Below are 24,538 nucleotides of genomic sequence, written 5' to 3'. Positions count from 1 at the left end.
GGACGTGGAACAGCCCTGCGGGTGTGAGAGCCGCAGGGCCGGGATCCTCGGACGCGCGCGGCGTCGACGGGATCGTCTGGCGCACGGGCGCGAAGGAGGGTGAAGGCCCGGGAAGTATGAGTTCCCGGGCCTTCGGTTCGTCCTCGCCGAAGCGATTCGGAAACCGATCCGCCGAAGCGGTTCGGTCCCTCATTTGTAACTCCGCCGACGCCGGCGCGCAAGCCCTTGTCGGCACTTTCTTCACGGTGTCCCGGGCGGTGCGGCGTGTCGCCCGGACACGCCGCACCATCGGGCTCGTCGACCCCCCGTCAGCCACTGCCGGGGCCGGCGGGGCCCCTCAGCGGAGGGTGAGGGCGTACACCTCGAAGCGGTCGTCGGCGGGCAGAGTGACCGCCTGGAGCTGCCGTGCCGGGTCGACGGCGACGGTGGTGCCGAAGATCTGGACAGGAGGTCCGTCGACGCCGGAGCCACCCTTGATCCGGTGGTCCATGGCGATCGCCACGGTGTTGCCGTTGTGCCCGCTGCCGGCGGCCCAGTCGGTCAGGGCGACCGGGACGGACTGGACGCTGCCGTCCGTGTAGGTCAGGCGCACGGCCGTCGTGACGTCCCCGTTGTGCGTCGAGCCGACGAGGTGGATCGCGGTCCGGCTCCCGGACTGCACGAGCAATGTCTGGCCCCGCCCCTCGACGAAGTTGGGCGTCGTGCCCGAGGTGACCGGCGCGGCATACGTGATGCCGTCATGCACCCACGGGCCCGGCACCGGGAGCAGTGCGGCGTCGTAGCTCCAGCCGCTGCCGTCGAAGTTGCCCTCGCTGGGCGCGGCGACGGTCGCGGTGCCGTCGTGGTTGCGGGCAGGCCCCAGGTCGAGCGCGCAGCCGGGTGCGTCGCCGACGCAGTCGAGGGCCTCGCGCACCTGGACGGGCACGGTCCGCGTCACGGGCTCGAGACCGGGCGCCGTGGCGGTCACGACCACCTCGTGGTCGCCGACCCCGAGGCCGGCGGGAAGCCGGAGGGTCACGGGCACCGTGGTGCTCGCGGGGACCCCGTTGCTGTGGAGCACCGCGGCACCGTCGTCACCCGAGCCCACGACGGCCGACCACCCGGAGGGAGTCGTGACGGACACGTCGACCGGCAGGCTCATCGGCGCCTGACCCACGAGGTCGACGGCCAGGCGTGCCTCACGCGCGCCGGTCGGGACGACCACGGGGCTCGGTCGCGCGGCCATCGAGAGCGACAGCCTCGGGTCCCGGCCGGCCTGCACGGCGGACGGCGGCACGTCGGCGGGCGTCGTGCCCCACCGGCTCGGCGTCGTCCCCACCGTGTGGGCGACCGACCCGCCCCGGCGCAGGGCGTCCCAACCGACCCAGCTCTTCGTGGTGCGGGTTCCGTCGACGGTCAGCGTCTGGACGTAGCGCCGCTCGTCGGTGACGCCGGGGGCGGTGATCGTCAGCGACCCGCCCTGGCCGGTCTGCACCGACGTCGGCGTCGCCACGTCGATGTCGACGCGCTCGAACTGCGGTGAGTTGACGACGAAGACGTTCGAGCCGCTCATGGTCGGGTAGAGCCCCCACGACGAGAAGACGTACCACGCCGACATCGTGCCGAGGTCGTCGTTGCCGGTCATACCGTCCGGTCCGGCGGTGAAGAGGGTGAAGGCGGCGCGGGCCACGGTCGCGATCTTCGCCGGCTGCTGGACCCACGCGTAGACGTACGGCGCGAGGAGGTCGGGCTCGTTGTTCGGGTTGTAGGTGGGCTTGCTGTAGTAGGCGTACGTCGCCTCGATCCAGTCGGTCCGCGCGGTGCCGGCCGGGTCGGCGAGCAGCTTCGGGTAGGCGAAGAAGTCGTCGAGGCGCTTCTCGGTCGCCGCCCGGCCACCCATGAGGTGCGTGAGGCCGGCCGGATCCTGCGGGACGAGCCACTGGTACTGGTAGGACCCGCCCTCGTGGAAGGCGTGCGACGCCTCGACCGGGTCGTACGGGTCGAGCCAGGTGCCGTCGGCCAGGCGCGGACGGAACGTCTGGGTGCCGGCGTCCCAAAGGTTGCGGTACCAGCCGCTGCGCTCGGTCAGCATGGCCGCGTCGGACGTGTGGCCCAGCCCCTTGGCCATGAGGGCGAGGGACGCGTCCGCGGCGGCGTACTCCATCGTCGCGGAGGCCGGGTGGGCGCAGTCGTTGTCGCCGCCGTGGGAGACGCAGTCGGTGCCGACGTCGAGGCCGAACGGGATGTAGCCGAGCTTCTCGTACCAGTGCTGACCGGAGCGGCCGTTGTACTGGCTGTCGGCCGGCGGCCGCTCGGTCGCGTTCTGCTTGAGCAGGGCGTACGCCTCCGCCTCGTGTCCTGCGAGGAAGCCCTTGCTCCAGCCCTCGACGAGGAAGGGAGTCACGGGGTCACCGGTCATGATGTTGGTCTCGCTGTTGACGAGGGCCCAGCGCGGCAGCCACCCGCCCTCGCGCCCGATCGCGAGCACGGAGAGGTACGAGTCGCGCGCGACGTCGGGGGCGAGGATCTCGAGGAGCTGGTTCTGCGGACGGTAGGTGTCCCACAGCGAGAAGTTCTGGCGGGGCGTGTAGCCCTGCGCGACGTGGTCGGCCCCGTCCCAGCCGTGGTAGCGACCGTCGACGTCCGACGCGAGGTTCGGGTGCATGAGCGAGTGGTAGAGCGCGGTGTAGTACGCCGTCCGCCGCTCCGGCGCGCCACCGGTGATCCGCGCCTTGCCGAGCTCGGACTCCCATCGCTGCGCGAGACCGGCGCGGGTGGCGTCGAAGTCGAACGAGTCACCGGACTCGCTCGTCAGGTTGGCGCGGGCACCGTCCGGGCCGGTGTAGCTGAGCGCGACCTTCATCGTCACGGACGTCGTGCCGGTCGGGAAGGTGACCGCGGCGCCGTTGCCGCCGTCTTTCGTCGAGGCGTCCCGGGCTCCCGACGTCAGCGTCGACCCGCTCCACGTGCCGAACGAGCTGAAGGGCCGGTCGAACTCGGCCCGGAACCAGACCGTGTGCTCGTCCTTGCCGGCGCAGAAGTTGCCGTCGTGGATGCGGCCCTCCACGACCCGGTCGCCGACGACGTGCACCTCGGAGTCGAAGACCCGCATGTTGGCCTTGCCCGTGTTGAGCAGGACGTTGGCCTGCTTGTCCGCCGGGAAGGTGTAGCGCTGCCAGCCAGTGCGGTCGGTGGCCGTCACCTCGGCCTGCACGCCGTGCGTCGGCAGCCCGACGCGGTAGTAGCCGGGTTCGGCCTCCTCGTCGGAGTGGCTGTAGGTGGACCGGTAGCGGCTCGGGTCGACGGTCGTCACGGCGCCCGTCGTCGGCATCACCGGCAGCTCGCCGACGACGGGGCACCCCACGCCCGAGAGGTGGGTCTGGCTGAAGCCGTAGATGGCGGTCTGGGAGTGGTCGTAGCCGCCCTCTCCCCCGGTGTCCGGACTCACCTGGACCATGCCGAACGGGGCGCTGGCACCCGGGAAGGTGTTGCCGTTGTCCTGGGTGCCGATGAACGGGTTGACCGCGTCGACGAGTCTCTCGGGCGGAGCGGCCGCCTGGGCGGGTGGTGCCCCGGAGGGCAGGAGGGGGCCGAGGACGGCGGCGGCGAGGACGGCGGTGCCGAGCGAGCGGAGCACGGTGCGCATGGGGTTCCTTCACGGGCGACGACGATGTCCTGCCCGAGACTCGTGACGACCGGCGCGACGGTCAACCGGTGACCGGTGTCCTGTCCGATGGACGTGCGACATCGGACAGGAACGGACGAATGCCGCCGAGCGGGATCACCGGGGAGGGTGACCCGGCCCGGCGGCATACGCCGCACGGTGGCGGGCTCAGACCTGCGCGCGGCTCTCGATCGCGGCGAGGATCTCGGCGATGGCGTCGTCGACGGGCACGCCGTTCTTCTGCGACCCGTCGCGGTAGCGGAAGGAGACGGCGCCGGCGGCCCGGTCCTCCTCGCCCGCGATGAGCGTGAACGGCACCTTCGACTTGCTCGCGTTGCGGATCTTCTTCGGGAAGCGGTCGTCGCTCGCGTCGAGCTCGACGCGGACTCCCTTGCGCTTGAGGCGGTCCAGCACCTCACCGAGATAGTCGGCGTAGTCCTCCGCGACGGGCACGCCGAGCGCCTGGATGGGGGCGAGCCACACCGGGAACGCGCCGGCGTAGTGCTCGACGAGGACGCCCAGGAAGCGCTCGATCGACCCGAACTTCGCCGAGTGGATCATGACCGGCTGCTGGCGCGAGCCGTCGGCCGCCTGGTACTCGAGGCCGAAGCGCTCGGGCTGGCTGAAGTCGTACTGGATCGTCGACATCTGCCAGGTGCGGCCGATGGCGTCTCGGGCCTGGACCGAGATCTTCGGCCCGTAGAACGCGGCACCACCCGGGTCGGGCACGAGGTCGAGACCCGACTCCGTGGCCACCTGCTCGAGGACCGCGGTGGCCTCCTCCCACTGGGCGTTCGTACCGATGAACTTGTCCGCCTTCTCGCCCTCGGTCTCGCGGGTCGACAGCTCGAGGTAGAAGTCGTCGAGGCCGAAGTCGCGGAAGAGCCCGAGGCAGAAGTCGAGCAGGTGCTTGATCTCGCCCGGGGCCTGCTCCTTGGTGACGTAGCTGTGCGAGTCGTCCTGCGTCATGCCACGCACACGGGTCAGGCCGTGCACGACGCCGGACTTCTCGTAGCGGTAGACGCCGCCGAACTCGAAGAGGCGCAGGGGCAGCTCGCGGTAGGAGCGGCCACGCGACTGGTAGATGAGGTTGTGCATGGGGCAGCTCATCGCCTTGAGCTGGTACTTGACGCCCTCGAGCTCCATGGGCGGGAACATCGTGTCGGCGTAGTACGGCAGGTGGCCAGAGGTGTGGAAGAGGCCCTCCTTGCTGATGTGCGGCGTGCCGACGTAGGAGAAGCCCTCCTCGATGTGCCGACGGCGGACGTAGTCCTCCATCTCCCGCTTGATGACGCCGCCTTTGGGATGGAAGACGACGAGACCCGAACCGAGCTCGTCGGGGAAGCTGAAGAGGTCCATCTCCGCCCCGATGCGGCGGTGGTCGCGGCGCTCCGCCTCGGCCAGCCGGTCGAGGTACGCCTTGAGGTCGTCCTTGGTCGGCCACGCGGTGCCGTAGACGCGCTGCAGCTGCGGGTTCTTCTCCGACCCGCGCCAGTAGGCCGCGGCCGAGCGCATCAGCTTGAACGCGTTGCCGATGAGCTTGGTGCTCGGGATGTGCGGACCGCGGCACAGGTCTCCCCAGGCGCGGGTGCCGTCGCGGCGGATGTTGTCGTAGATCGTCAGCTCACCGGCCCCGACCTCGACGCCTGCGCCCTCGGCCGCCTCCTCGGCGCTGCCGCCCTTGAGCCCGACGAGCTCGCACTTGTAGGGCTCGTGGGCGAGCTCCTCGAGGGCCTCGGCGTCGGTGACGACGCGGCGTGAGAAGGTCTGGCCCTCGTTGATGATCTTCTGCATGGCCTTCTCGAGGGCCTTGAGGTCATCGGGGTGGAAGGGCGTCTCGACGTCGAAGTCGTAGTAGAAGCCGTCGCGGATCGGCGGGCCGATGCCGAGCTTGGCGTCGGCGTGCAGCTGCTGCACGGCCTGGGCGAGCACGTGGGCCGTCGAGTGACGCAGGACGGCGAGCCCGTCCTCGCTGTCGACGGTCACGGGCTCGACGACGTCGCCCTCGGCGAGGACGTGGAAGAGGTCGCGCAGCTGACCGTTGACGCGCGCGACGACGACGGCGCGGTCACCCTCGAAGAGCTCACCCGCCGTCGTCTGCTCCGCAACCGATCGCTCGCTTCCGGCGACGGTGACGGTGATCTGTGCAGACACGGTTGGTGCTCCTCGTTCGACAGGGACCCGCCGGCGGGCGACGGGTCGTGGGTGGCGCCGCTGCGGGCGGCTCGTGCAAGGGTATCGAGGCGCCGGCGAGGCGGGCGACACGGTTTGGTCATGGGTCCTCCGAGCCGGTGCGAAGTGCCCCGCAGAAGCCCCGCCGGGCGGATACTGGTGACCCGGGCGGCCCGCTCGGAGCGCGCCCCGACAGAGGGAGGCACGCCCGTGGAGCAGATGACCGACAGCCCGTCCCTGCAGCCCGTCCCCGGGTGGGAGAGGCTCGGGCTCGATCCCGCGGCAGCGGTCGCCCTGGCGGAGACGGCCGAGGCGGAGTTCATGATCGCCCTCCACGACAGCGCGCCGACCGAGGCGAAGGCCGCACTGGGCATGCGGTCGGAGCGCGTCGCCGGCGGCGTTGCCGTCGTCATGGCCGGCGACCCGACCGGTGGCTACTGGAACAAGGCCCTCGGTTTCGGTGTGACCGAGCCCGTCAGCGAGGACCTCGTCGCCCACCTCGTGGACCTCTACGCCTCGGCGGGGGCGCCGGCCCTGTGCCTGCAGGTCGCTCCATCCGCGCTGCCGGACGACTGGGACGACGTGTGCGCCCACCACGGGATCGTCGGGGGTTCCGTCTGGGCCAAGCTGCTGCGCCCGGCCGACGCGCCGTCGACGACGTCGAGCACCGACCTCCGGGTGGACGCGGTCGGGGCCGAGGACGCCGACGCCTACGCCCGCGTCTTCGCTGCCGGCTTCGGCATGCCGCCGGAGCCGCACCTGCTCTCGATGTTCGCCGCTGCGGGGGCGGATGGTCCCGGGTTCACCGCGTACGGCGCCTGGGACGGCGACGAGCTCGTCGCCTCGGCCAGCCTGCACGTCGCGGGGCCGGCGGCCGCGTTCTGCGGGGCGGCGACGCTGCCCGAGGCCCGCGGCCGCGGCGCCCAGTCGGCCTTCATGCGGATGCGGATCGACGCGGCACGGGCCGCGGGGTGCTCGTGGATGAGCGCGGAGACGTGGCAGGAGCTCGAGGGGGCGCACAACCCGTCGCTGCACAACATGCTGCGGTCGGGCTTCGTCGAGGTCTACGACAGGCGCAACTGGGTCTGGCGGAAGGAGCCGTCGTGATGGAACCCGTAGAGGTCGTCGGGTTCGAGGGCCGGTGGTCGGCGGTGCCACCCGACCCCTCGGAGCTGCGCACCGCTCCCCTTCCGGCCCGACGACAGGAGGAGGCCCTGGATCTCGTCTGTGCCCGTCAGGTGCACGTCACCCGGACCGACGTCGGATGGATGTTCACCTCGCCGGAGCTCTTCGACGGGCTCGTCGCCGTCGAGGCGGTCGACCGGCACGGGGTCATGCTGGGAGTGGGGTTCACGGCGCACCCGCGCTTCGCACCGTCAGGTCGGTCGTTCCTGCGGGTCATCGTCGCCCGGGAGCACGAGGGGCGGGGTGTGGGGCGAGCGTTGAGGGCGAGCCTGCTGGAGCAGCTCCCCGAGGGGACGACCCACCTCGTCGGCGGCACCTTCGACGACGACCCCCGCTCGCTCGCGGTCGCGCACCACTGGGGGTTCGAGGTCGCGGAGCACTCGATCGAGTCGGTCCTCGACCTCGCCGCCCTGCCCGAGCCGGAGCCGCCGCCAGGCGTGACGTTGCACGAGGTGCCCGACCTCGTCTTCGACGACGCGGACGCGGTGGAGCGGATGCTGCTGGCGAGCCAGACGAACCCCGAGGCCGCGCAGGGGTGGGTGTTCGACCTGGCCAAGCTGCGCAGCCTCATCGCCACGGGCGAGACCCCGATCGGCGTCGTCGCCCGGGTCGACGGGACGCCGGCCGCCATCACCTTCGGCGGGGTCGACGACGCGACGCTTTCGATCGCCTACAGCGGTGTGGACCCGACCTTCCGGGGTCGCGGCCTGATGGTCCTGGTCAAGCAGCGGGCCCACCTCGCCGCCCGCGCAGCCGGGGCCACCTCCAGCCGCACGAGCAACGAGGAGCACAACCACGGGATCCGCCGGATCAACCGGGAGCTCGGCTACGTCGTGCGGAGCGGCGTCCACCGGCTGGCGCGCCCGCTCGACCTGCCGGAGCGCTGACCTGCTCGGACCGTCGAGGGCCACCCCTCGTCACGAGGAGTGGCCTCTCGACCGCGGACCGACGGCCGTTCACGTCCTGTCGACGGGTGGGAGGGTCACCAGGTGTTCTCGACGACGGCGTGCCCGATCTCGCCCTTCGCGTCCTCGAGGACCGAGAGCGTGCGTGACGCCTCGAACGCCGTGCGCAGGCGGACGGACGACGGGAGGCGCACCGGCTTGCGGAACCACACGTGGCTGGTGAGCCCGGCCTCCGGCAGTCTGGGCCCGAGTGAGGCGAGCACCCTTGCGTAGGAGTACATCCCGTGGGCGATGGCGCTCGGGAAGCCGAACGGCCTGGCCGTGAGGGCGTGGACGTGGATGGGGTTCCAGTCGCCCGACACGGCGGCATACGCGCGTCCGGTGCCTTCGCCGAGGCGCCACAGCGGCCCCGCCGTGACGGCTGCGAGCGGGTCCGTGGACGGCGGCTCGGACGGCTCGGCCTCGGGGTGCTCGGCGCCGCGCGAGAGGTAGGTGCTCACCCCGCGCCACACTGCCTCGCCACGCACCGTCACCTCGGACACGAGGTCGACCTGACGCCCGCGGCGGTGCGGCCGGAGGTCCTGAGCCCACACGGAGACGTCGAGCGGCTCGTCGACGTCGACGGAACGGACGACGTCGATGCGGTTCTCGACGTGGACGGCACCGAGCAGCGGGAGCGGGAAGCGGTCGCCGCTCATGGCGACCATCTGGACCGGGAAGGCGACGAGGTGGGGGTAGGTCGGCGGCAGGGTGCCGGAGACCGGGAACCGGCACACGCGTGCGTAGGCGACGAGGTCGTCGACGTCGACGCGTACGCCCGCCCGCGACCAGCGCACGTCGGGCAGCGTGTCGCTCGCGTTGCCTCGGCGCAGGGCGGCCGTGGCATAGATGCGGCGGAGGTCCGGTGCCGACTCGAGCGTGATGTCCTTGGTCATCGCGCCCTCACGCCCCGAGCAGGCTCTGGCCGCAGACGCGGACCACCTGCCCCGTGACGGCGGCCGCACCCGGCTGGGCGAACCACGCGATGGTCTCGGCGACGTCCTTGGGGTGGCCCCCCTGCTGGAGGGAGTTCATGCGCCGCCCGATCTCCCTCGTCGCGAACGGGATCCGCGCCGTCATCTCGGTCTCGATGAAGCCGGGCGCGACCGCGTTGACCGTGATGCCGCGGTCGGCCACCTGACGTGACAGGGCGGTGACCAGACCGATGACGCCGGCCTTGCTCGCGCCGTAGTTCGTCTGGCCCCGGTTGCCCGCGATGCCCGCGATCGAGGCCACGCACACGATGCGGCCGCCGTCGGCGAGGCCTCCCTCACCGAGGATCGCCTCGTTCATCCGCAGGACCGAACGGAGGTTGACCTCCATGACGCTGCGCCAACGGTCGTCGTCCATGTTGACGAAGAGCTTGTCCCGCGTGATGCCGGCGTTGTGCACGACGATGTCGAGGCCCCCGTGCCGCGCCGTCGCGTGCTCGACGATCCGGCCGCCCGCGTCGTCGGCCGTGACGTCGAGCTGCAGCGCCGTGCCCCTGACGTCGTTGGCCACCGCGGCCAGGGCGTCACCGGCGGCGGGGAGGTCGACGGCCACGACGGTCGCGCCGTCCCGCGACAGCACGCGGGCGATCTCGGCCCCGATGCCGCGCGCGGCGCCGGTGACGACGGCCACCTTGCCCTCGAGAGGACGCAGCGCGTCCACGTCACCGCTCGTCGAGTCGTCGACACGGATGACCTGGCCGTCGACGTAGGCGGACCGGCCGGAGAGGAGGAACTCGACGGCCGAACGGACTCCGTCGTGGGCATCCCCTTGTGCGAGAACGAGGTTCGCGGTCGCCCCACCACGCAGCTCCTTGCCGACGGACCGCACGACCCCTTCGAGCGCACGCTGCGTCGTCACCGCGGCCACGTCGGTCAGCGTCGTGGGGTCGGTGCCGACGACGACGACGCGACCGTTGCGCTTGAGCGCCTTGACGGCAGGGGCGCCGAGCAGTCGCAGCTGGTCGAGCTCGGCCGGGTCGGTGGCGGCGCTGAGGTCGAGGACCACGGCGCCGACCTGGTCGCCCTCACCGGGCGGGGTGGACACCGCGGGCACCCCGGCGCCCCCGAGCCAAGCGGCGATGCCGTCGGCGAACCGGCCGTCGCCGGCGACGAGCACGGGCCCCTCGCAGAGCGGCATACCGGGCTCGAAGCGGCGCAGCCGGGTCGGCTGCGGGACCCCGACCTTCCGGGCCACGGGCGAGCGGACGATGGTCGTGAAGAGGTCGCTCATGCTCACGCCTCCAGGATCGCGACGACGCCCTGCCCACCGGCAGCGCAGATGGAGATGAGGCCACGGCCACCGCCGGCCTCCTTGAGCTGCTTGGCGAGCGAGGCGACGATGCGCCCGCCCGTGGCGGCGAAGGGGTGGCCGGCGGCGAGCGAGGACCCGTTGACGTTGAGCCGGCTCCGGTCGATCGAGCCGAGTGGTGCGTCGAGACCGAGGCGTGCGCGGCAGAAGTCGGGGTCCTCCCAGGCCTTGAGGGTCGTGAGGACCGTGGCGGCGAAGGCCTCGTGGATCTCGTAGAAGTCGAAGTCCTGCAGGCTCAAGCCGTTTCGCGCGAGAAGACGCGGCACGGCATAGGCGGGGGCCATGAGCAGACCCTCGTCACCGTGGACGTAGTCGACGGCGGCGGTCTCGGCGTCGACGAACCAGGCCAGGGGCGTCAGCCGGTGCTCGGCGGCCCACTCCTCGCTCGCGAGGAGGACCGCCGACGCGCCGTCGGTCAGGGGCGTCGAGTTGCCGGCCGTCATGGTCGCGCCGTCCCCCTTGCCGAAGACCGGCTTGAGGGTCGCGAGCTTCTCGACGCTGGAGTCGGCGCGCAGGTTGGTGTCGCGCGAGACACCGAGGTAGGGCGTGACCAGGTCGTCGAAGAAGCCCCGCTCGTAGGCGGCGGCCAGGTGCTGGTGGCTCGCGGCGGCGAGCTCGTCCTGGGCCTCGCGCGGGATGCCCCACTGTGCGGCCGTGAGGGCCATGTGCTCGCCCATCGACAGGCCGGTGCGCGGTTCGACGTTCTCGGGGATGGCCGGCACGAGGTGACCCGGACGCAGGCCCGCGAGCGCCTTGGCGCGCTCTCCCGCGGACCGTGCCCGGTTGGCGGCGAGAAGCGTCTGGCGCAGGCCCTCGCTCACGGCGATGGGGGCGTCGCTGGCGCTGTCGACGCCACCCGCGATGCCGGCGTCGACCTGGCCGAGCGCGATCTTGTTGGCGACGAGGACGGCGGCCTCGAGACCCGTGCCGCAGGCCTGCTGGATGTCGTAGGCCGGTGTCGTCGGGTCGAGCCGCGTGCCCAGGACGGTCTCGCGCGTGAGGTTGAAGTCGCGGCTGTGCTTGAGCACGGCGCCGGCCACGACCTCCCCGAGCCGCTCTCCGGCGAGCCCGTAGCGGGCCACGAGGCCGTCCACGGTCGCGGTCAGCATGTCCTGGTTGGACGCCTTGGCGTAGGGGCCGTTGGACCGGGCGAACGGGATGCGGTTGCCCCCGAGGACCGCGACTCGACGCGGTGCGCGCGGGGTGGACTGGGAAGCCATGGGTCTCTCCTGCTGTGGGGTGTCTGACCTGTCGTTCTCGACCACGTTATCCGAAACCCGCAGTAGTCGATACAGCAAGTACCTGTTACTTTCGTGAGATGGACAACGACGTGGATCCCCCGGGACGGGCCGCCCCTCGGGACGGGCGGGACTCGCGCTGGGAGCGCCACCGCGAGGAGCGCCGAACCGCGCTCGTCGACGCGACCATCCGGGCGATCCGGACCCACGGCGCCGGCGTCGGGATGGACGACATCGCTGCCGAGGCGGGCACGTCCAAGACCGTCATCTACCGCCACTTCGACGACAAGGCCGGCCTGTACCGCGCGGTCGCCTCGCGCATCGACGGCCGCGTCGTCGGCAACGTCGGTGCGGCCCTCGGAGGACCCGGCACCCCGCCCGCCGACACCCGTGAGCTCGTCGCGTCGACGGTCGACGCGTACCTCGCCCTCGTCGAGTCCGACACCGAGGTCTACCGGTTCGTCGTCAACCGACCGCTCGTCGACCGGCCGCTCGCCGACGACCCGGTGGGCGGCACCGTCGACCAGGTCACCGACCAGCTGACCGGTCTGCTCCTCGAGGCCCTCCGGTCCCCCGCGACCGACCCGTCCCGGGCCCGGACCTGGGCGATCGCCCTCGTCGGCTCGGTCCGCGCAGTCGCCGACGACTGGCTCGCCACGCCCGAGGCCGACCGGGCCCCGCGGGCCGCCGTCGTCGACTCCCTGACCGACCTCGCGTGGCACGGGCTCGCCCCCGTCCTCACGGCCCGCACCGCGACCTCACCGACCACCGGGGGCGCATCGTCCCCACCGACCACCTCGACCCTCTGAGGTCCAGACCGGAAGGCACCGAGATGTCCACGGCCACAGGCTCCCCCACAGGCTCCCCCGCTGACTTCCCCGCACCCGCCCAGGAGCACCTGGCCCCGATCGGACGCTCCGGAGCCGTCGCCGGCCCCGCGCTGACCACGGCGCTGCGTGACCACCTCGACGGCCCGTTCGGTGAGGTCCGCGACCACTGCCGCGCCCTCGACCCGGCGACCTTCGGTCCGCCGACGACGCCGCTGCCGATGGACGAGCACCGCTCCCGGGTCACGACGCAGTTGGCGGCCCTGGCGAGCCAGCCGTATGCCGCCCACGGCTTCCCCGAGCGCCAGGGGGGCACCGCACGCTACGGCGAGGCCGTGGCCGCGTTCGAGATGCTCGGGCACACCGACCTCTCGCTCTTCGTCAAGGCCGGCGTCCAGTGGGGCCTCTTCGGCGGTGCCGTGTCACTCCTCGGCACGAGCCGCCACGACCACCTCCTGCCCCGCATCACCTCCGGCGAGCTCCAGGGCTGCTTCGCGATGACCGAGACCGGCCACGGCAGCGACGTGCAGAGCCTGCTGACGACGGCGACCTTCGACCCGTCCACCGACGAGATCGTCGTCCACTCCCCCGAGCCGGCCGCGCGCAAGGACTACATCGGCAATGCGGCCCGCGACGGGCGGCTCGCGGCGGTCTTCGCCCAGCTCGTCGTCGACGGAGAGTCCCGCGGAGTCCACTGCGTGCTCGTCCCGATCCGGGGCGAGGACGGCGGCACCGCGGCCGGCGTCACCATCGAGGACTGCGGCCCCAAGCTCGGGCTCGGTGGCGTCGACAACGGGCGCCTGCTCTTCGACCACGTCCGGGTCCCCCGCACCAACCTCCTCGGCCGCTATGGCGACATCGGCGACGACGGCACCTACTCGAGCCCCATCGACAACCCCGGTCGCCGCTTCTTCACGATGCTCGGCACGCTCGTCCGCGGGCGCATCTCCGTGGCGGGCGGGGCCGGTGCCGCCGCGCGCTCGGCCCTCGCCGTCACGACGACGTATGCCGCCGGCCGCCGGCAGTTCTCCGCTCCCGACACGGACGTGGAGACCATCGTCCTGGACTACCGGACGTACCAGCGGCGGCTGCTGCCGAGGATCGCGACGGCATACGCCCTCCAGCTCGCCCAGCACGAGCTCGTCTCGGCGATGGACGACGTGCTCGCCGGGCGCTCGACCTCCGAGCACGACCAGCGACAGCTCGAGACCCGGGCCGCCGGCATCAAGGTGCTGACGACGCGGCACGCCACCGACACCATCCAGGAGTGCCGCGAGCTGTGCGGTGGCGCCGGCTACCTCTGGGCCAACCGGCTCGCCGCGCTCAAGGCCGACACCGACATCTTCACGACTTTCGAGGGTGACAACACCGTCCTGCTCCAGCTCGTCGCCAAGTCGCTCCTCGCGGACTACCAGGCGACCTTCGGCGACCTCGACACGGCCGGCATCGTGCGCTTCGGCGCCCGGCTCGTCGGGGGCACCGTCATCGAGCGGTCCTCGGCGCGGGGCATCATCCAGCGGCTCGTCGACGCCGCGCCCGGGCGCGAGGAGGACGTCACGTTCGGCATCCGCGGCACGCAGCTGCGCCTGCTGCGCGAGCGCGAGGAACACCTCCTCGAGGGCCTGGCCCGGCGCCTGCGCCGTGCCACCGCGCCGGGGGCCGACGCGTTCGCCGTCTTCAACGCGACTCAGGACCACCTCGTCGACGCAGCGACGGCACACGTCGAGCGCACAGTCGCCGAGACGTTCGCCGCCTCCGTCGAGTCCTGCACCGACGAGGAGGCCCGGGCGGTGCTGGCCCGCGTCTGTGACCTCTTCGCCCTGTCCACGATCGAGCGCCACAAGGCGTGGTACCTCGAGCACGACCGGCTGAGCCCGGCGCGCGCCAAGGCCCTCACCGCCCTCGTCAACGACGTCTGCGCGCAGCTGCGTCCGCACGCCCTGACGCTCGTCGACGCGTTCGGCATCCCGGACGGCCTGCTCACGACCGAGATGTCGGGCACCGCCTGACCGGCCCGACCACACGTCCAGGGGGTCGTATGCCGTCCGGCGCGGTCAGCCGTCCGGCGCGGTCAGCCGCCCGTCACTCGGTGGCGCGCTGGTAGCGACCGCGCCGGTGCACGAGCGGGGCGTCCTCGACGCCCACGACGACGTGCTCGATCGTCGCCTCGACGAGGACCGACCAGCCCACGTCGTGTCGGCTCGCCGGGTCGAGGCGCACGCCCAGCCACGTCGTGGTGTGGGTTGCGCGTGGCCCCCACTCGGTCTGCTCCCACTCGGCGAGCCGGAAGGCGCCGCCGGGGGCGGGCATGACGCCGGCGAAGACGTCGGCGAGGCGCTCGTCACGGGCACCGAGCAGCGCGACCACCGCCGTCCCGGTGGCCTCGAGCGCGTCGAGCACGTCGGCGTCGGGGTGCAGGAGCCCGACGACCCGGCCGGGGTCTCCGGTGGCGACGAGGTAGGACGAGACGGTCAGGCCGGCCCGCTCGATGCCCGCTCCGGACGTCCAGAGCGACACGGTGCCCCCGACGCGTCCCCGGAGGCGCCGGACCTGGTCGCGGTCCTCGTCAGGGGTGTCGAACGGGTGCTCGGTGTGGATCGTCATGCGTCGGCGACGAGCAGGGCATTGCCCAGCTCGACCTCTCCCGGGGCGACGACAGCCGCGTAGACGCCGGCGCACTGGTGCGGCGCGCGGGTCACCTCGAGGGTGGCCTCGCCGATGCGGATCACCCTGCCCACCAAGGACACCAGCCGGTCTGGCGCGATGTCGAGCACAATGTTGGCGCGCGGGTGGGACTCGACGTAGTCCGTCGCCGACACGAGGTGGACGGCGTGCTTCTTCGCCCGGTTGCCCTCGGGCCCCGTCGGCGTGATCTCGACCGACGCGAGCTCCTGGCCGGGGCCGCCGTGCTCGGGATAGATGATGAGGCTGGTGACCGTCGCGTCCATGCCGCCACGCTAGTGCGTGCAGGCCGGCGGCGCCGCCGTCACGGTGCGGTCACGAGGAGGCGGCGGCGATGGCCTGCTCGAGACGCGGGACGATCGACAGCACCTGGTCCAGTCCGGCCCGCCGGACGCATCCCTCGGCGTCCGACGAGAGCTCGGCGACGAACAGGCGGATGTCGCGGGCCGCGAAGTCCTCGGCCTGGCGGCGCAGGACCTCCGTCCCGCTGAAGTCGATGTCGTCCATGGCTGCGGCGTCCAGCACGACCGCCCGCACCGGGACGGTCGCCGAGGACACCAGCTCCCGGACCCGCACGTCGAAGTGGGCCGCGTTCTCGAAGAAGAGGCCGGTGCCGAACCGGTAGACGAGGAGGCCGTCCATGGGCCTCCCCGGGGCGACCCGGTCGAGCAGCCGTGGTGCGACCTCACCGTCCGCGACCAGGACCTGGTCGTGCGGCTGGTACTGGCGCCGGAGCCGGTCGACCAGGGAGACGAGCACCGCGAGCAGGATGCCCTGCTCCACCCCGACGAAGGCGACGACGACGAGCGCCAGCATCGCGGCGCCGAACTCGAACAGCCGGATGCGCTTGATGGCCCGGAGCTGCGCGACCTTGACGAGGCCCACGCCGATGGCGAACACGACACCGTCCAGCACGGGGGACGGCAGGTACTCGAAGAGTCCGGTGGCGAACAGCAGCACGACTCCGATGACCAGTGCCATGACGACGTTGACGAGCTGGCTGCGGCTCCCGGCGCCGTCACCTGCTGCCGTCCGCGGCGGGCTGCCGTTGATCGCGAAGCCACCGGTGAGGGCGCTGCCGGTGTTGGCGGCGGCGAGCGCGTAGAGGTCCCGGTTGGTGTCGTCGCGGTAGCCGTTCTTGGTGGCGAAGCTGCGGGCCACCGCAGCGCTCTGCGCCAGGATGACGACGGCGATGGCGGCCGCGCTGCCCACGAGCCGGGTGAGCTCATCGGAGGAGAAGCTCGGGAACGTCAGGCTCGGCAGGCCGGCCGGCACGTCGCCGACCATGGACACCCCGTGCCCCTGAGCGCCGATGAGGACCCCGAGCACGCTGAAGGCCACGACCGCCAGGAGCGCTGCGGGGAGCCTGGGCAGGACCCGCTCCATCACCAGCATCGTGACCACGACGCCCAGGGAGAGCACGGCGGATGCCGCGTTCACGTGACCGAGGTTGGTCACGGTGGCGACGAGCTTGTCCCACGTCGTGCCGGACGCCTCGATGCCGAGCATCCCGGGCAGCTTGCCGATGACGAGCGAGACACCGACCCCGCTCAGGAATCCCGCCAGCACGGGCTGCGAGATCAGGTCCGCGAGGAAGCCGAGGCGCGCGACGCCCATGAGGAGCAGGACGCAGGCGGTGAGCAGGCCCAGCACGGCCACGGTGCCGGCGTATCCGGCTGAGCCCGCTGCGACGACGGCACCGGTGCCGGCGGCCACGAGCGCCGCGGTGGCGGAGTCCGCACCGACGACGAGCTGCCTCGTCGAGGCCACGAGGGCGAAGAGGATCGCCGGGAGCAACGCACAGTAGAGACCTGTCTGCACCGGCAGCCCCGCGATGCTGGCGTAGCCCAGCGACTCGGGGATCGCGATCGCGGTGACCGTCACCCCTGCGACCAGGTCACCACGCAGCCACTCACGCCGGTACCCCGTCAGCAGGGACATGCCGCCAACCATTGCACACTCGACGCGTGGCGTCAGCGTCCAGATCCAGCTCGCTAGGGCGTGCAGGCCTGCACCGCCGCGGTCACCGTGCCGTGGAAGTGGTCGGCCCCGATGGCCTCGAGCAGCCCGACCGAGTCCAGACGTTCCCTCAGCTCCTGCGCCGCCCGTGCCACGTGGAGCTCGATGTTGCGCTCGCGGAGCCCGTCGAGCACCTCGCGCAGCGCGACCTCCGCGCTGGCGTCGAGGTCGCTGATGAACGAGCCGTCGAGCACCACGTGGCGCACGGGCTTGGGCGCGCCGTCCACGGCGGCCCACAGCCGGCGCTTGAAGTAGTGCGCGTTGGCAAAGAACAGCCGGTCCTGGATCCGGTAGACGACCACACCCGCACTGACGCCCGCGTCGGGCTGGTCCACGACGTCCACGTACCGGTCGTCGCGGGCGGACCATCCCAGCACGGCGTCAGCCGGTCGAGCCGCCCGACGGACGATGTCGGCGACGGACAGCAGGACCGCGACGATGATCGCCTGAAGGACCCCGATCGTCACGACGCACGCGACCGTGATGGCGGCGATGACGACCTCGACCCGGCTGCTGCGAGCCAGCTCGCGCCACTGCACCGGGTCGATGAGCTTCGCTGCGGCGTACACGATGACCGCGCCGAGGACCGCTGACGGGAGGTACTCGATCGGCGCGGTGAGGAACAGGAGGATGGCGGCGATCGTCCCTGCGGCCGCCAGCCCGCTGACCTGGCTCGTGGCCCCCATGTCGTCGTTGACCGCGGTGCGCGACCCGCTCGTCCCGACCGGGATGCTCTGCGTGACACCGGCCGAGATCTGGGCCACTCCGAAGGCGAGGAGCTCCTGGTTGGCGTCGACGATCTCGTGGTGACGGGCGGCGAAGGACCGTGCCGTGAGGATGGAGTCCGAGAAGGCGACGAGGAACACCGCCAGGGCCGCGACCACGAGCGTGCCGAGGTCTGCGCGTGAGACGTCCGGCAGCTCGAGCGACGGCAGTCCCTGCGGCACGGGGCCGGTGACCGACACCCCGTGGGCGACGAGGTCCAGTGCCCAGGACGCGGCGATGCCCAGGATCACGACCGCGAGGGCGCCCGGCAGACGCTTGCTGATCCGGCCGGCGACGACCAGCAGCGCCAACGAGACGAGACCGACGAGGACCGTGGCGCCGTTGGCGCTGCCGAGGTGGCCGACGATGTCGACCGTCTCGGGGATGGCCCCCTCCGCGTCGCTCGATATGCCCAGCAACTTGCCGAGCTGGCCGAGGATCAGCACGACGGCGACGCCGGTGATGTAGCCGACGAGCACCGCCTGCGAGAAGTAGTCGGCGATCCAGCCGAGGCGGGCCAGCCGGGCCGCGAGGAAGACGACCCCCACCATGATCGCGAGCAGCGAGGCCAGCGCGGCGTACTGGGCGCTGCCGCCGACGGCCAACGGCGCGACCACGGTCGCGATCAACAGCGACACGGTGCCTTCCGGGCCGACCACGACCCGTGGCGCCGACCCGAGGACCGCGTAGGCCAGCACCGGGAGCAGCAGGGCGTAGAGGCCGGCGCTGACCGGGACGCCCGCCAGCTCCGCGTACGCCATCGCCGACGGGAGCGCCAACGCCGCGACCGTGACACCGGCGACGAGGTCCGTGCGCAGCCGCGGCCGCGTGTACGACGCGAGCGACCGCGCGAAGGGAACGTACCGCGTCGTGATCGGCGGTCGCGTCGCGGACGCGAACGCGCCCCGACCCTTGTAGGCCCTGTCGAACGGCTGCACGGATCCAGCCAAGCGATTCGCACGACGACGCGCATCGCCCGAAGAGGATCACTTGTCCGTCGGTGACCACGCCATCCGCGGGGACGGACACTCGGTGGCTCGCCGAGGTTTGGCCAAGGCTCGACCGCCGCGCCGGCATCGGAGGTAGCCTACGAGGGCGGCGAGGCGAGACCGTGGACCGGATGAAGCCCAGACGCGATGACGCAGCGCCGGAGGCCAGCGATGAGCAAGAAGAAGGCCAGGGAGCCGAATCCAGCCGACGTGTTGCCTGTCCGGGCCGCGAATGAGCGCGACGCGTCCTCGAGCGGGGCGAAGCTGGGTCGTAAGGCCTACGAGGCGGAGCTGGCGGTGCTGCAGGCGGAGCTCGTGGCCATGCAGGAGTGGGTGAAGGCGTCCGGCGCCAAGGTGTGTGTCGTGTTCGAGGGGCGGGACACCGCCGGCAAGGGCGGCACGATCAAGCGCATCGTCGAGCGCGTGAGCCCGCGGGTCTTCCGCGTGGTCGCGTTGCCGTCGCCGACGGACCGGGAGAAGTCACAGATGTACATCCAGAGGTACATCAAGCACTTCCCGGCGGCCGGCGAGGTCGTGATCTTCGACCGCAGCTGGTACAACCGAGCCGGGGTCGAGCGGGTGATGGGCTTCTGCACGCCCGCCCAGACCGACCGCTTTCTGGAGCAGGTCCCTGCCGTCGAGAAGGCCATCGTCGACTCGGGCATCATCTTGCTCAAGTACTGGCTCGAGGTCGGTTCCGACGAGCAGACCCGCCGGATCGAGAGCAGGATCCATGACCCGCGCAAGCTGTGGAAGCTCTCCGACATGGACTTGCAGTCCTACAGCCGCTGGTACGACTACTCCCGGGCTCGCGACGCGATGTTCGCAGCCTCCGACACCCCGTGGGCCCCGTGGAACGTCGCCTACACGGACAGCAAGAGGCGCGGCCGGCTGAACGTCATCAGCCACCTGCTGAGCCAAGTGCCCTACGAGCCGCTGGAGTCGAAGGACGTCGAGCTGCCGGAGCGTCAGGCGCCGGGCGACTACCGTGCCCCGGCCCTGCCGCCGCGCTTCATCCCGACTCCGTTCTGAGTACGTCCCTTGTCCGACCCGAGACTGCAGTGGGGGGCCCGGGTCCGCGGCCGGCCGACCGAGCCGACGTGCATGAGGTCACCCCGATGACCGTCGGCGAGACAGACCGGGCGGCACCGGTCGAGAGACCGGGCCGAGGCACGTTAACGACGCGCACCCGGCGGTTGTTCCTGGCCTGGGGCTCGGCGAGCACCGCGGTCTGCTTGGCTCTGTGCGCCCTGGCCTTGCGTCATCCAGAGATCCTCGACCGCTGGGACCACGTCCTGCAGCTCGGTCCCGACGCGTGGCGTGCCGGTTCACCGTGGGTCGAGCGCCCGCTGGTGGGGATCTCCTACGCCTTCGGCACCGTGGCCAGCGCGGTCGCGACGGCCGTCGTGGCCGGTGTGCTGGTGGTCAGGAGGCTGGGTCGGGCGGCCGCGTACGTCGTGGTGGTCATGGCCGGCACCTCGCTGGTGACCAGCGTGCTCAAGCACTACGTCGACCTGGGAAGACCAGTGGTGGCGCACCCGATCATCGAGTACGCGTCGAGCGCGATGCCGAGCGGCCATGCGTCGAACATCGCCGCGGCCGTCACGACCGCGTGCGTGCTGTCGGCTCTGTTCCTCCGCCAGCGCGCGCGTCGCCGACTCGTCCTGGTGGTCGGAGTGCTGGTCTCGCTCGTCGTCGGCCTCGATCGGCTCATGCTCGGGGTGCACACGCTCACGGAGGTGGTTGCCGGCTACGCCCTCGGGGTCGGCGTGGGCCTGATCGCCGCCTACGTCGTCGACCCGTCGGCGCGGGTCAGCACGGAGCGGGTGACGGAGTCCCGCGGTCCGGGATCGCGATGAAGGGCGCTTCGCGCTGGAACTGCGGTCATCGGTGGCGCAACCGCGAGCCCAGGGTCGAGGCCAGGTGTCCGAGCCCGGCACCGACGGAGGCACCGACCACGACGTCACCGGGGTAGTGAACCCCCGTGTACACGCGCGAGAACGCCACGACTGCCGCAGACACTCGCAGTGGCCAGCGCAGCTCTGGCACCACCGCGCTGGTCGCGACGCAGAATGCCGCCGCTGACGCGGAGTGCCCCGAAGGGAAGGAGGCAGATGACGGCATGCCCACCCACCGGGACTCGGGAACGCCCAGCTCGGTGCGCCGAGGGCGACGACGGGCCGCCAGCTTCATCGGCTGGTTGACCAGCAGGGACGTCACCCCGATCGCGGCCACCCCGGTGAGAGCGGCACGGCGTCCCCTCTCCCCACCGAATGCGGCCAGGACCCCCGCCACGAGGAGCCAGGGTTTGGAGAAGTTGGCGAAGTCCGACGCCCGGCGTAGCGGCTCGTCGAGCCAAGGGGTGTTCAGCTCTGCCACGGCCAGATAGGTGTTGCGGTCGGCCGTGTCCAGTCTCCGCAGCAGCCGCACGACCCTTGACAGTCGAGGGGAGCCGCGAGCCGCGAGGCGCTCGGCGAGCAGCGCTTCGACAGGCTCGGGCGGGGTCGGACCGCTCATCCGACCTCCGCCTCGCGCCCGGTCGCGATCTGCCAGAGCGCGGCGAGCGTCGACCTGGCAGTGATTGGCGCCGGGCGAGCAGCACGCGACCGTCGAAGGGCGGCGCGTGGACGTCGCACGGTGACCGCGCCGGGTCGGATGGCGAAGCGCAACGGGGGATCGAGCACCAGGGCCTCCCCGTCGACGCCGACCTCCACGGGCCCGGCCGAGTGCACCTCGAACTCCGAGGCCGTCCATTCGTCCCATCCGGAGAAACGCTGGACCTGACCCGTCATCTCCAGGGCGGCGAGCTTCTCTGCGTCCGCAGCCGAGCCGACTCGCAGCGAGACGACCCCGAGCACGCCGCCGTCGAGGCCCTCTCGCATGCCTCCGCCACGAAGGTGAGCGAGATCGTATGGGTTGTTGGACACCAGCAGCAGCTGGCCCGGCACCGCTTCCGCGCCGGAGGGCAGCATGTAGCGCAGGTCGAGGGCGTTGGCCCCGGGTCCCAGCATGTCGGGCAGCAGGGCCGAGGCGGTCTGCACCTTCGCGTCGCGGTAGTCCGCCGACTGCACGACCTTGGCGTACACACCCATCGACGCGTTGTTGACGAACACGCGCCCGTTGATCTCGGCCAGGTCCACGCGCGTGTCGACGCCGTCGTCGAAAGCAGCCAGCGCGCCCGGGACGTCCTCGCGGTCGATTCCCAGATCGAGCGCGAAGTGGTTCCGCGTCCCCGCGGGCACGACGACGAAGGGCAGTCCGTGCAGGCTGGCGATCGAGGCGACGATCGCCAGCGAGCCGTCCCCTCCGGCCATCCCCAGCAGATCCGCACCCCGGGCGACCGCGGCCTCGGCTACCTCTCGCAGGTCGTCGCCGGGTTTGAGGACATACGGCTCGACACCCCGCTGCCTGCAGAGGTCGACGAGGCCGAACCGCTCGACCTTCCCCCCGCCGGACCGCGGGTTCATGATGAGGACCGCCTGCCTCGCCGTGGGCGCGGCCTCGGCGTCGTCGGCCTGCGCGGTCGGGGCGGCCAGTGCGTAGCCGGCTGCTGCGGTGGAGACCGCCGCGAGTGCGAGCCCGACGGCCAGCACCCGACCGCTCTGGCTCGCGAGGATCACCACGACGAAGACGACGAGGGCGATGGCCCCGAGCGCAGCGGCAGCGGCTCGGACGGCGCCCCGGCGTGACACGACGTACCACGCGGCCACCACCGCCGCCCCGAGCGACGCCACGCTGGCCAGCAGGACGTCCCAGCGGCGGATGGAGACGACCACGAGGAACAGCAAGGCGGCCGCGAACGCAGTCAGCGCGAGTGCTGCCGAGACCCTGCGAAGGGCGCTGCGTCTGGCGCCGGGGTCGGACGTCGTCATGTCGGCTCCTTCGGGGAGCGCCAGCTCGCACCGGTCTGGCGCCGGAACTCTGCGACCGCCTCGTCGACGGTCGGGAGGAAATGCTCAGGGGCGATGGTGCGGGTCAGCTCGTACCGCTCGATCTTCGCACGCACCGGATCCTTCATCTCCGCGAAGACGAGGGACACCCCGCGCTCGTTCAGCCACGTGTCCAGCTCCTCCAGCATGTCCGAGGCCGTGGTGTCGACGTCGGTGATCGGCTCAGCGGCGACCACGATCCAGCGCAGCGCCGGGTCGTCCTCGGCCATCGCGCGCACGGTCTCGCCGAAGCGCCGGGCATTGGCGAAGATGAGCGGCGCGTCGAACCGATAGACGACCAGCCCGGGCAACCGCTCGGCCTGCGGGTAGCTCTCCGTGTCGTGCAGTCCCGCAACCCCCTCGACGCGCCCGAGCTCGGCCTGGTGCGGCCACCAGGTGCGGCGGAAGACGTTGAGGATGGACAGACCGACCGCGATGAGGATGCCCGGCAGCACCCCCAGGAGAGCCACACCGAGCAGGGCGATGAGGGACAGGAGGAACTCCGTCCGGCGCTGCAGCCAGAGGCGACGAGTCCCGGCGACGTCGGTCAGCGACACGGCCGCCGCGATGACGATGGCCCCGAGCGTCGGTTGGGGCACGTACTGCATGAGGGCATTGGCGAAGAGCAGGACGGCGGCGATCACCGCGGCGCCGACGATCCCGGTGACCTGGGACCGTGAGCCGGCCTGTTCCGCCACCGCGGTCCGCGACCCGCTGGTGCTGACCGGAAAGCCCTGGAAGGCTCCAGCGGCGATGTTGGCGGCCCCGATGCCGATCATCTCCTGGTTTCCCTGGACGCGTTCGCCCTTGCGGGCCGCGAAGGCCGAGGCCGTGGACATCGTGTCGGCGAGAGCGACGACGGCGATGGCCAGCGCCCCGAGGAAGAGGGGTGGGACGTCGCCCCAGCCCACCTGGGGGATCGTGAAGATCGGGAGGCCTTGTGGGAGAACACCGACCGTGTCGACACCGTGGGCCTGAAGGTCGAACACCTTGACCACGACAGCGGTCAGCACCACGATCACGAGCACGCTCGGGACCTTGGGGATGAACCTGTTCAGGAGCAGGATGCCGGCCAGGGCGCTGACGCCGATGAGGGCCGCCGTACGGTTGGCCGAGCCCGTGAACAGGCCGGACAGGAAGGCGTTCGCCTCGGCCACGAGGCCGCTCGCATCGGTGGAGAAGCCGAAGAGCTTTGGCAGCTGGCCGACGATGATCGTCAGTGCCAGTCCGTTCATGTAGCCGATCTGGGTCGGCTTCGACAGCAGGTCAGCGACGAAGCCGAACCGCGCCAGCCCCGCGACCACCATGACGACGCCGACGATGATCGCCAGCATCGACGCGAGCGCGACGGCGCGGGCAGGGTCTCCGCCGGCGAGAAGCAGGGGGAGGATCGTCGCCGCGATCATGGGACCCAGCGACGAGTCCGGTCCCAGCACGAGGACCCGAGAGGGCCCGAAGACCGCATATCCGATCAGGCACAGGATCGAGGTGTACAACCCCGTGACGGGCGGCAGCCCGGCAAGCTGTGCATAGGCCATTCCCTGCGGCACCAACAGCGCAGAGAGGACCAGGCCGGCGACGATGTCCTTCGGGAGCCAGGACCGCTCGTAGGAGCGCGCCAGACGCAGACCCGGGACGCGCTCCTGCCACGTGTGCTCTCCGACATCAGGTCGGTCGGCGAGCGCGGCCACGGTCAGCCGAGGATCTGGGTGCGCACGGCGAGGCGGGATCCGCCTGCGCCCGATCGGTTTCGTCCCCCCTGAAGAGCATTCACAGGTGGAGCCTACAGGCGGGTGGGAGTGTCGTCCCCTTGTTCAGCGGGCTCGCCGGACCCTTCGTTGCGT

The 24,538-nt window shown here is 71.7% G+C and carries 18 protein-coding genes; 6 read left to right on the top strand and 12 right to left on the bottom strand.

Annotation, left to right across the window (positions count from 1 at the left end; genetic code table 11):
* Positions 1–337: 337 nt before the first annotated feature.
* Together ASD90_RS12130 and thrS are read right to left on the bottom strand one after the other, a co-directional pair.
* Positions 338–3,625, bottom strand: coding sequence for a GH92 family glycosyl hydrolase (locus tag ASD90_RS12130; protein ID WP_056756612.1), 3,288 nt, complete (start codon positions 3,623–3,625; stop codon positions 338–340).
* A 186-nt stretch (positions 3,626–3,811) separates the two neighbouring features.
* Positions 3,812–5,797 carry a threonine--tRNA ligase gene (gene thrS, locus ASD90_RS12125; RefSeq protein ID WP_056756609.1) on the bottom strand — a complete coding sequence of 662 codons (1,986 nt, stop codon included), beginning with the start codon at positions 5,795–5,797 and terminating at the stop codon, positions 3,812–3,814.
* A gap of 237 nt (positions 5,798–6,034) precedes the next feature.
* Between thrS and ASD90_RS12120 the strand changes: the two genes are divergently transcribed.
* Together ASD90_RS12120 and ASD90_RS12115 are read left to right on the top strand one after the other, a co-directional pair.
* Complete coding sequence (locus ASD90_RS12120) at positions 6,035–6,922, top strand: GNAT family N-acetyltransferase (protein WP_056756606.1); 888 nt, start codon at positions 6,035–6,037, stop codon at positions 6,920–6,922.
* The gene (locus ASD90_RS12115) at positions 6,919–7,887 is read left to right on the top strand and encodes a GNAT family N-acetyltransferase (protein WP_157623173.1); all 969 of its coding nucleotides are present in this window, start codon (positions 6,919–6,921) and stop codon (positions 7,885–7,887) included. Before ASD90_RS12120 ends, ASD90_RS12115 begins: the two co-directional genes overlap by 4 nt.
* Positions 7,888–7,982: 95 nt before the next feature.
* On the opposite strand, the gene ASD90_RS12110 is transcribed toward ASD90_RS12115, so the two are convergent.
* The 3 genes from ASD90_RS12110 to ASD90_RS12100 are packed head-to-tail and all read right to left on the bottom strand — an operon-like array spanning position 7,983 to position 11,465.
* Positions 7,983–8,840, bottom strand: coding sequence for a MaoC/PaaZ C-terminal domain-containing protein (locus ASD90_RS12110; protein ID WP_056756600.1), 858 nt, complete (start codon positions 8,838–8,840; stop codon positions 7,983–7,985).
* Between the two features lie 7 nt (positions 8,841–8,847).
* Positions 8,848–10,167 carry a 3-oxoacyl-ACP reductase gene (locus ASD90_RS12105; protein WP_056756596.1) on the bottom strand — a complete coding sequence of 440 codons (1,320 nt, stop codon included), beginning with the start codon at positions 10,165–10,167 and terminating at the stop codon, positions 8,848–8,850.
* A 2-nt stretch (positions 10,168–10,169) separates the two neighbouring features.
* Complete coding sequence (locus tag ASD90_RS12100; protein WP_056756595.1) at positions 10,170–11,465, bottom strand: acetyl-CoA C-acetyltransferase; 1,296 nt, start codon at positions 11,463–11,465, stop codon at positions 10,170–10,172.
* Between the two features lie 98 nt (positions 11,466–11,563).
* Here ASD90_RS12100 and ASD90_RS12095 point away from each other — a divergent pair, with 98 nt between their 5' ends.
* Together ASD90_RS12095 and ASD90_RS12090 are read left to right on the top strand one after the other, a co-directional pair.
* The gene (locus tag ASD90_RS12095; protein WP_056756593.1) at positions 11,564–12,292 is read left to right on the top strand and encodes a TetR/AcrR family transcriptional regulator; all 729 of its coding nucleotides are present in this window, start codon (positions 11,564–11,566) and stop codon (positions 12,290–12,292) included.
* 23 nt (positions 12,293–12,315) lie between these two features.
* Complete coding sequence (locus ASD90_RS12090; protein ID WP_157623172.1) at positions 12,316–14,319, top strand: acyl-CoA dehydrogenase; 2,004 nt, start codon at positions 12,316–12,318, stop codon at positions 14,317–14,319.
* Positions 14,320–14,392: 73 nt separating this feature from the next.
* Here the strand turns inward: ASD90_RS12090 and ASD90_RS12085 are convergent, their stop codons facing one another.
* Genes ASD90_RS12085 through ASD90_RS12070 form a run of 4 tightly spaced genes read right to left on the bottom strand, consistent with a single transcriptional unit; the run spans position 14,393 to position 18,714 of the window.
* Complete coding sequence (locus ASD90_RS12085; RefSeq protein WP_056756589.1) at positions 14,393–14,914, bottom strand: flavin reductase family protein; 522 nt, start codon at positions 14,912–14,914, stop codon at positions 14,393–14,395.
* On the bottom strand, positions 14,911–15,258 hold the full coding sequence (locus ASD90_RS12080; RefSeq protein WP_056756587.1) for a hypothetical protein: 348 nt from the start codon (positions 15,256–15,258) through the stop codon (positions 14,911–14,913). Before ASD90_RS12080 ends, ASD90_RS12085 begins: the two co-directional genes overlap by 4 nt.
* A gap of 49 nt (positions 15,259–15,307) precedes the next feature.
* Positions 15,308–16,933, bottom strand: coding sequence for a SulP family inorganic anion transporter (locus ASD90_RS12075; protein ID WP_162260204.1), 1,626 nt, complete (start codon positions 16,931–16,933; stop codon positions 15,308–15,310).
* A 53-nt stretch (positions 16,934–16,986) separates the two neighbouring features.
* The gene (locus ASD90_RS12070) at positions 16,987–18,714 is read right to left on the bottom strand and encodes a SulP family inorganic anion transporter (RefSeq protein WP_056756580.1); all 1,728 of its coding nucleotides are present in this window, start codon (positions 18,712–18,714) and stop codon (positions 16,987–16,989) included.
* Positions 18,715–18,936: 222 nt separating this feature from the next.
* Here ASD90_RS12070 and ppk2 point away from each other — a divergent pair, with 222 nt between their 5' ends.
* Positions 18,937–19,797 (top strand): polyphosphate kinase 2, encoded by an 861-nt coding sequence (ppk2, locus tag ASD90_RS12065; RefSeq protein ID WP_056756577.1) that lies wholly within the window; start codon positions 18,937–18,939, stop codon positions 19,795–19,797.
* A 224-nt stretch (positions 19,798–20,021) separates the two neighbouring features.
* Positions 20,022–20,624 (top strand): phosphatase PAP2 family protein, encoded by a 603-nt coding sequence (locus ASD90_RS12060; RefSeq protein WP_162260203.1) that lies wholly within the window; start codon positions 20,022–20,024, stop codon positions 20,622–20,624.
* A 25-nt stretch (positions 20,625–20,649) separates the two neighbouring features.
* Here ASD90_RS12060 and ASD90_RS12055 read toward each other — a convergent pair whose 3' ends face one another.
* From ASD90_RS12055 to ASD90_RS12045, 3 genes are read right to left on the bottom strand one after another with little or no spacing between them, the layout of a single operon-like run.
* Positions 20,650–21,282 (bottom strand): phosphatase PAP2 family protein, encoded by a 633-nt coding sequence (locus ASD90_RS12055; RefSeq protein WP_200958614.1) that lies wholly within the window; start codon positions 21,280–21,282, stop codon positions 20,650–20,652.
* A complete protein-coding gene (locus tag ASD90_RS12050) occupies positions 21,279–22,637 on the bottom strand; it encodes a diacylglycerol kinase family protein (protein WP_056756572.1) in 1,359 nt (452 codons plus the stop codon). Before ASD90_RS12050 ends, ASD90_RS12055 begins: the two co-directional genes overlap by 4 nt.
* Positions 22,634–24,385 carry a SulP family inorganic anion transporter gene (locus ASD90_RS12045; RefSeq protein WP_056756569.1) on the bottom strand — a complete coding sequence of 584 codons (1,752 nt, stop codon included), beginning with the start codon at positions 24,383–24,385 and terminating at the stop codon, positions 22,634–22,636. Before ASD90_RS12045 ends, ASD90_RS12050 begins: the two co-directional genes overlap by 4 nt.
* Positions 24,386–24,538: the final 153 nt, after the last annotated feature.

This window comes from Terrabacter sp. Root181 (genome assembly GCF_001428505.1).
Lineage (GTDB): Bacteria > Actinomycetota > Actinomycetes > Actinomycetales > Dermatophilaceae > Terrabacter.
Note: the sequence above shows the minus strand (reverse complement) of the source record. Positions and strands in the feature narration are given on the sequence as shown.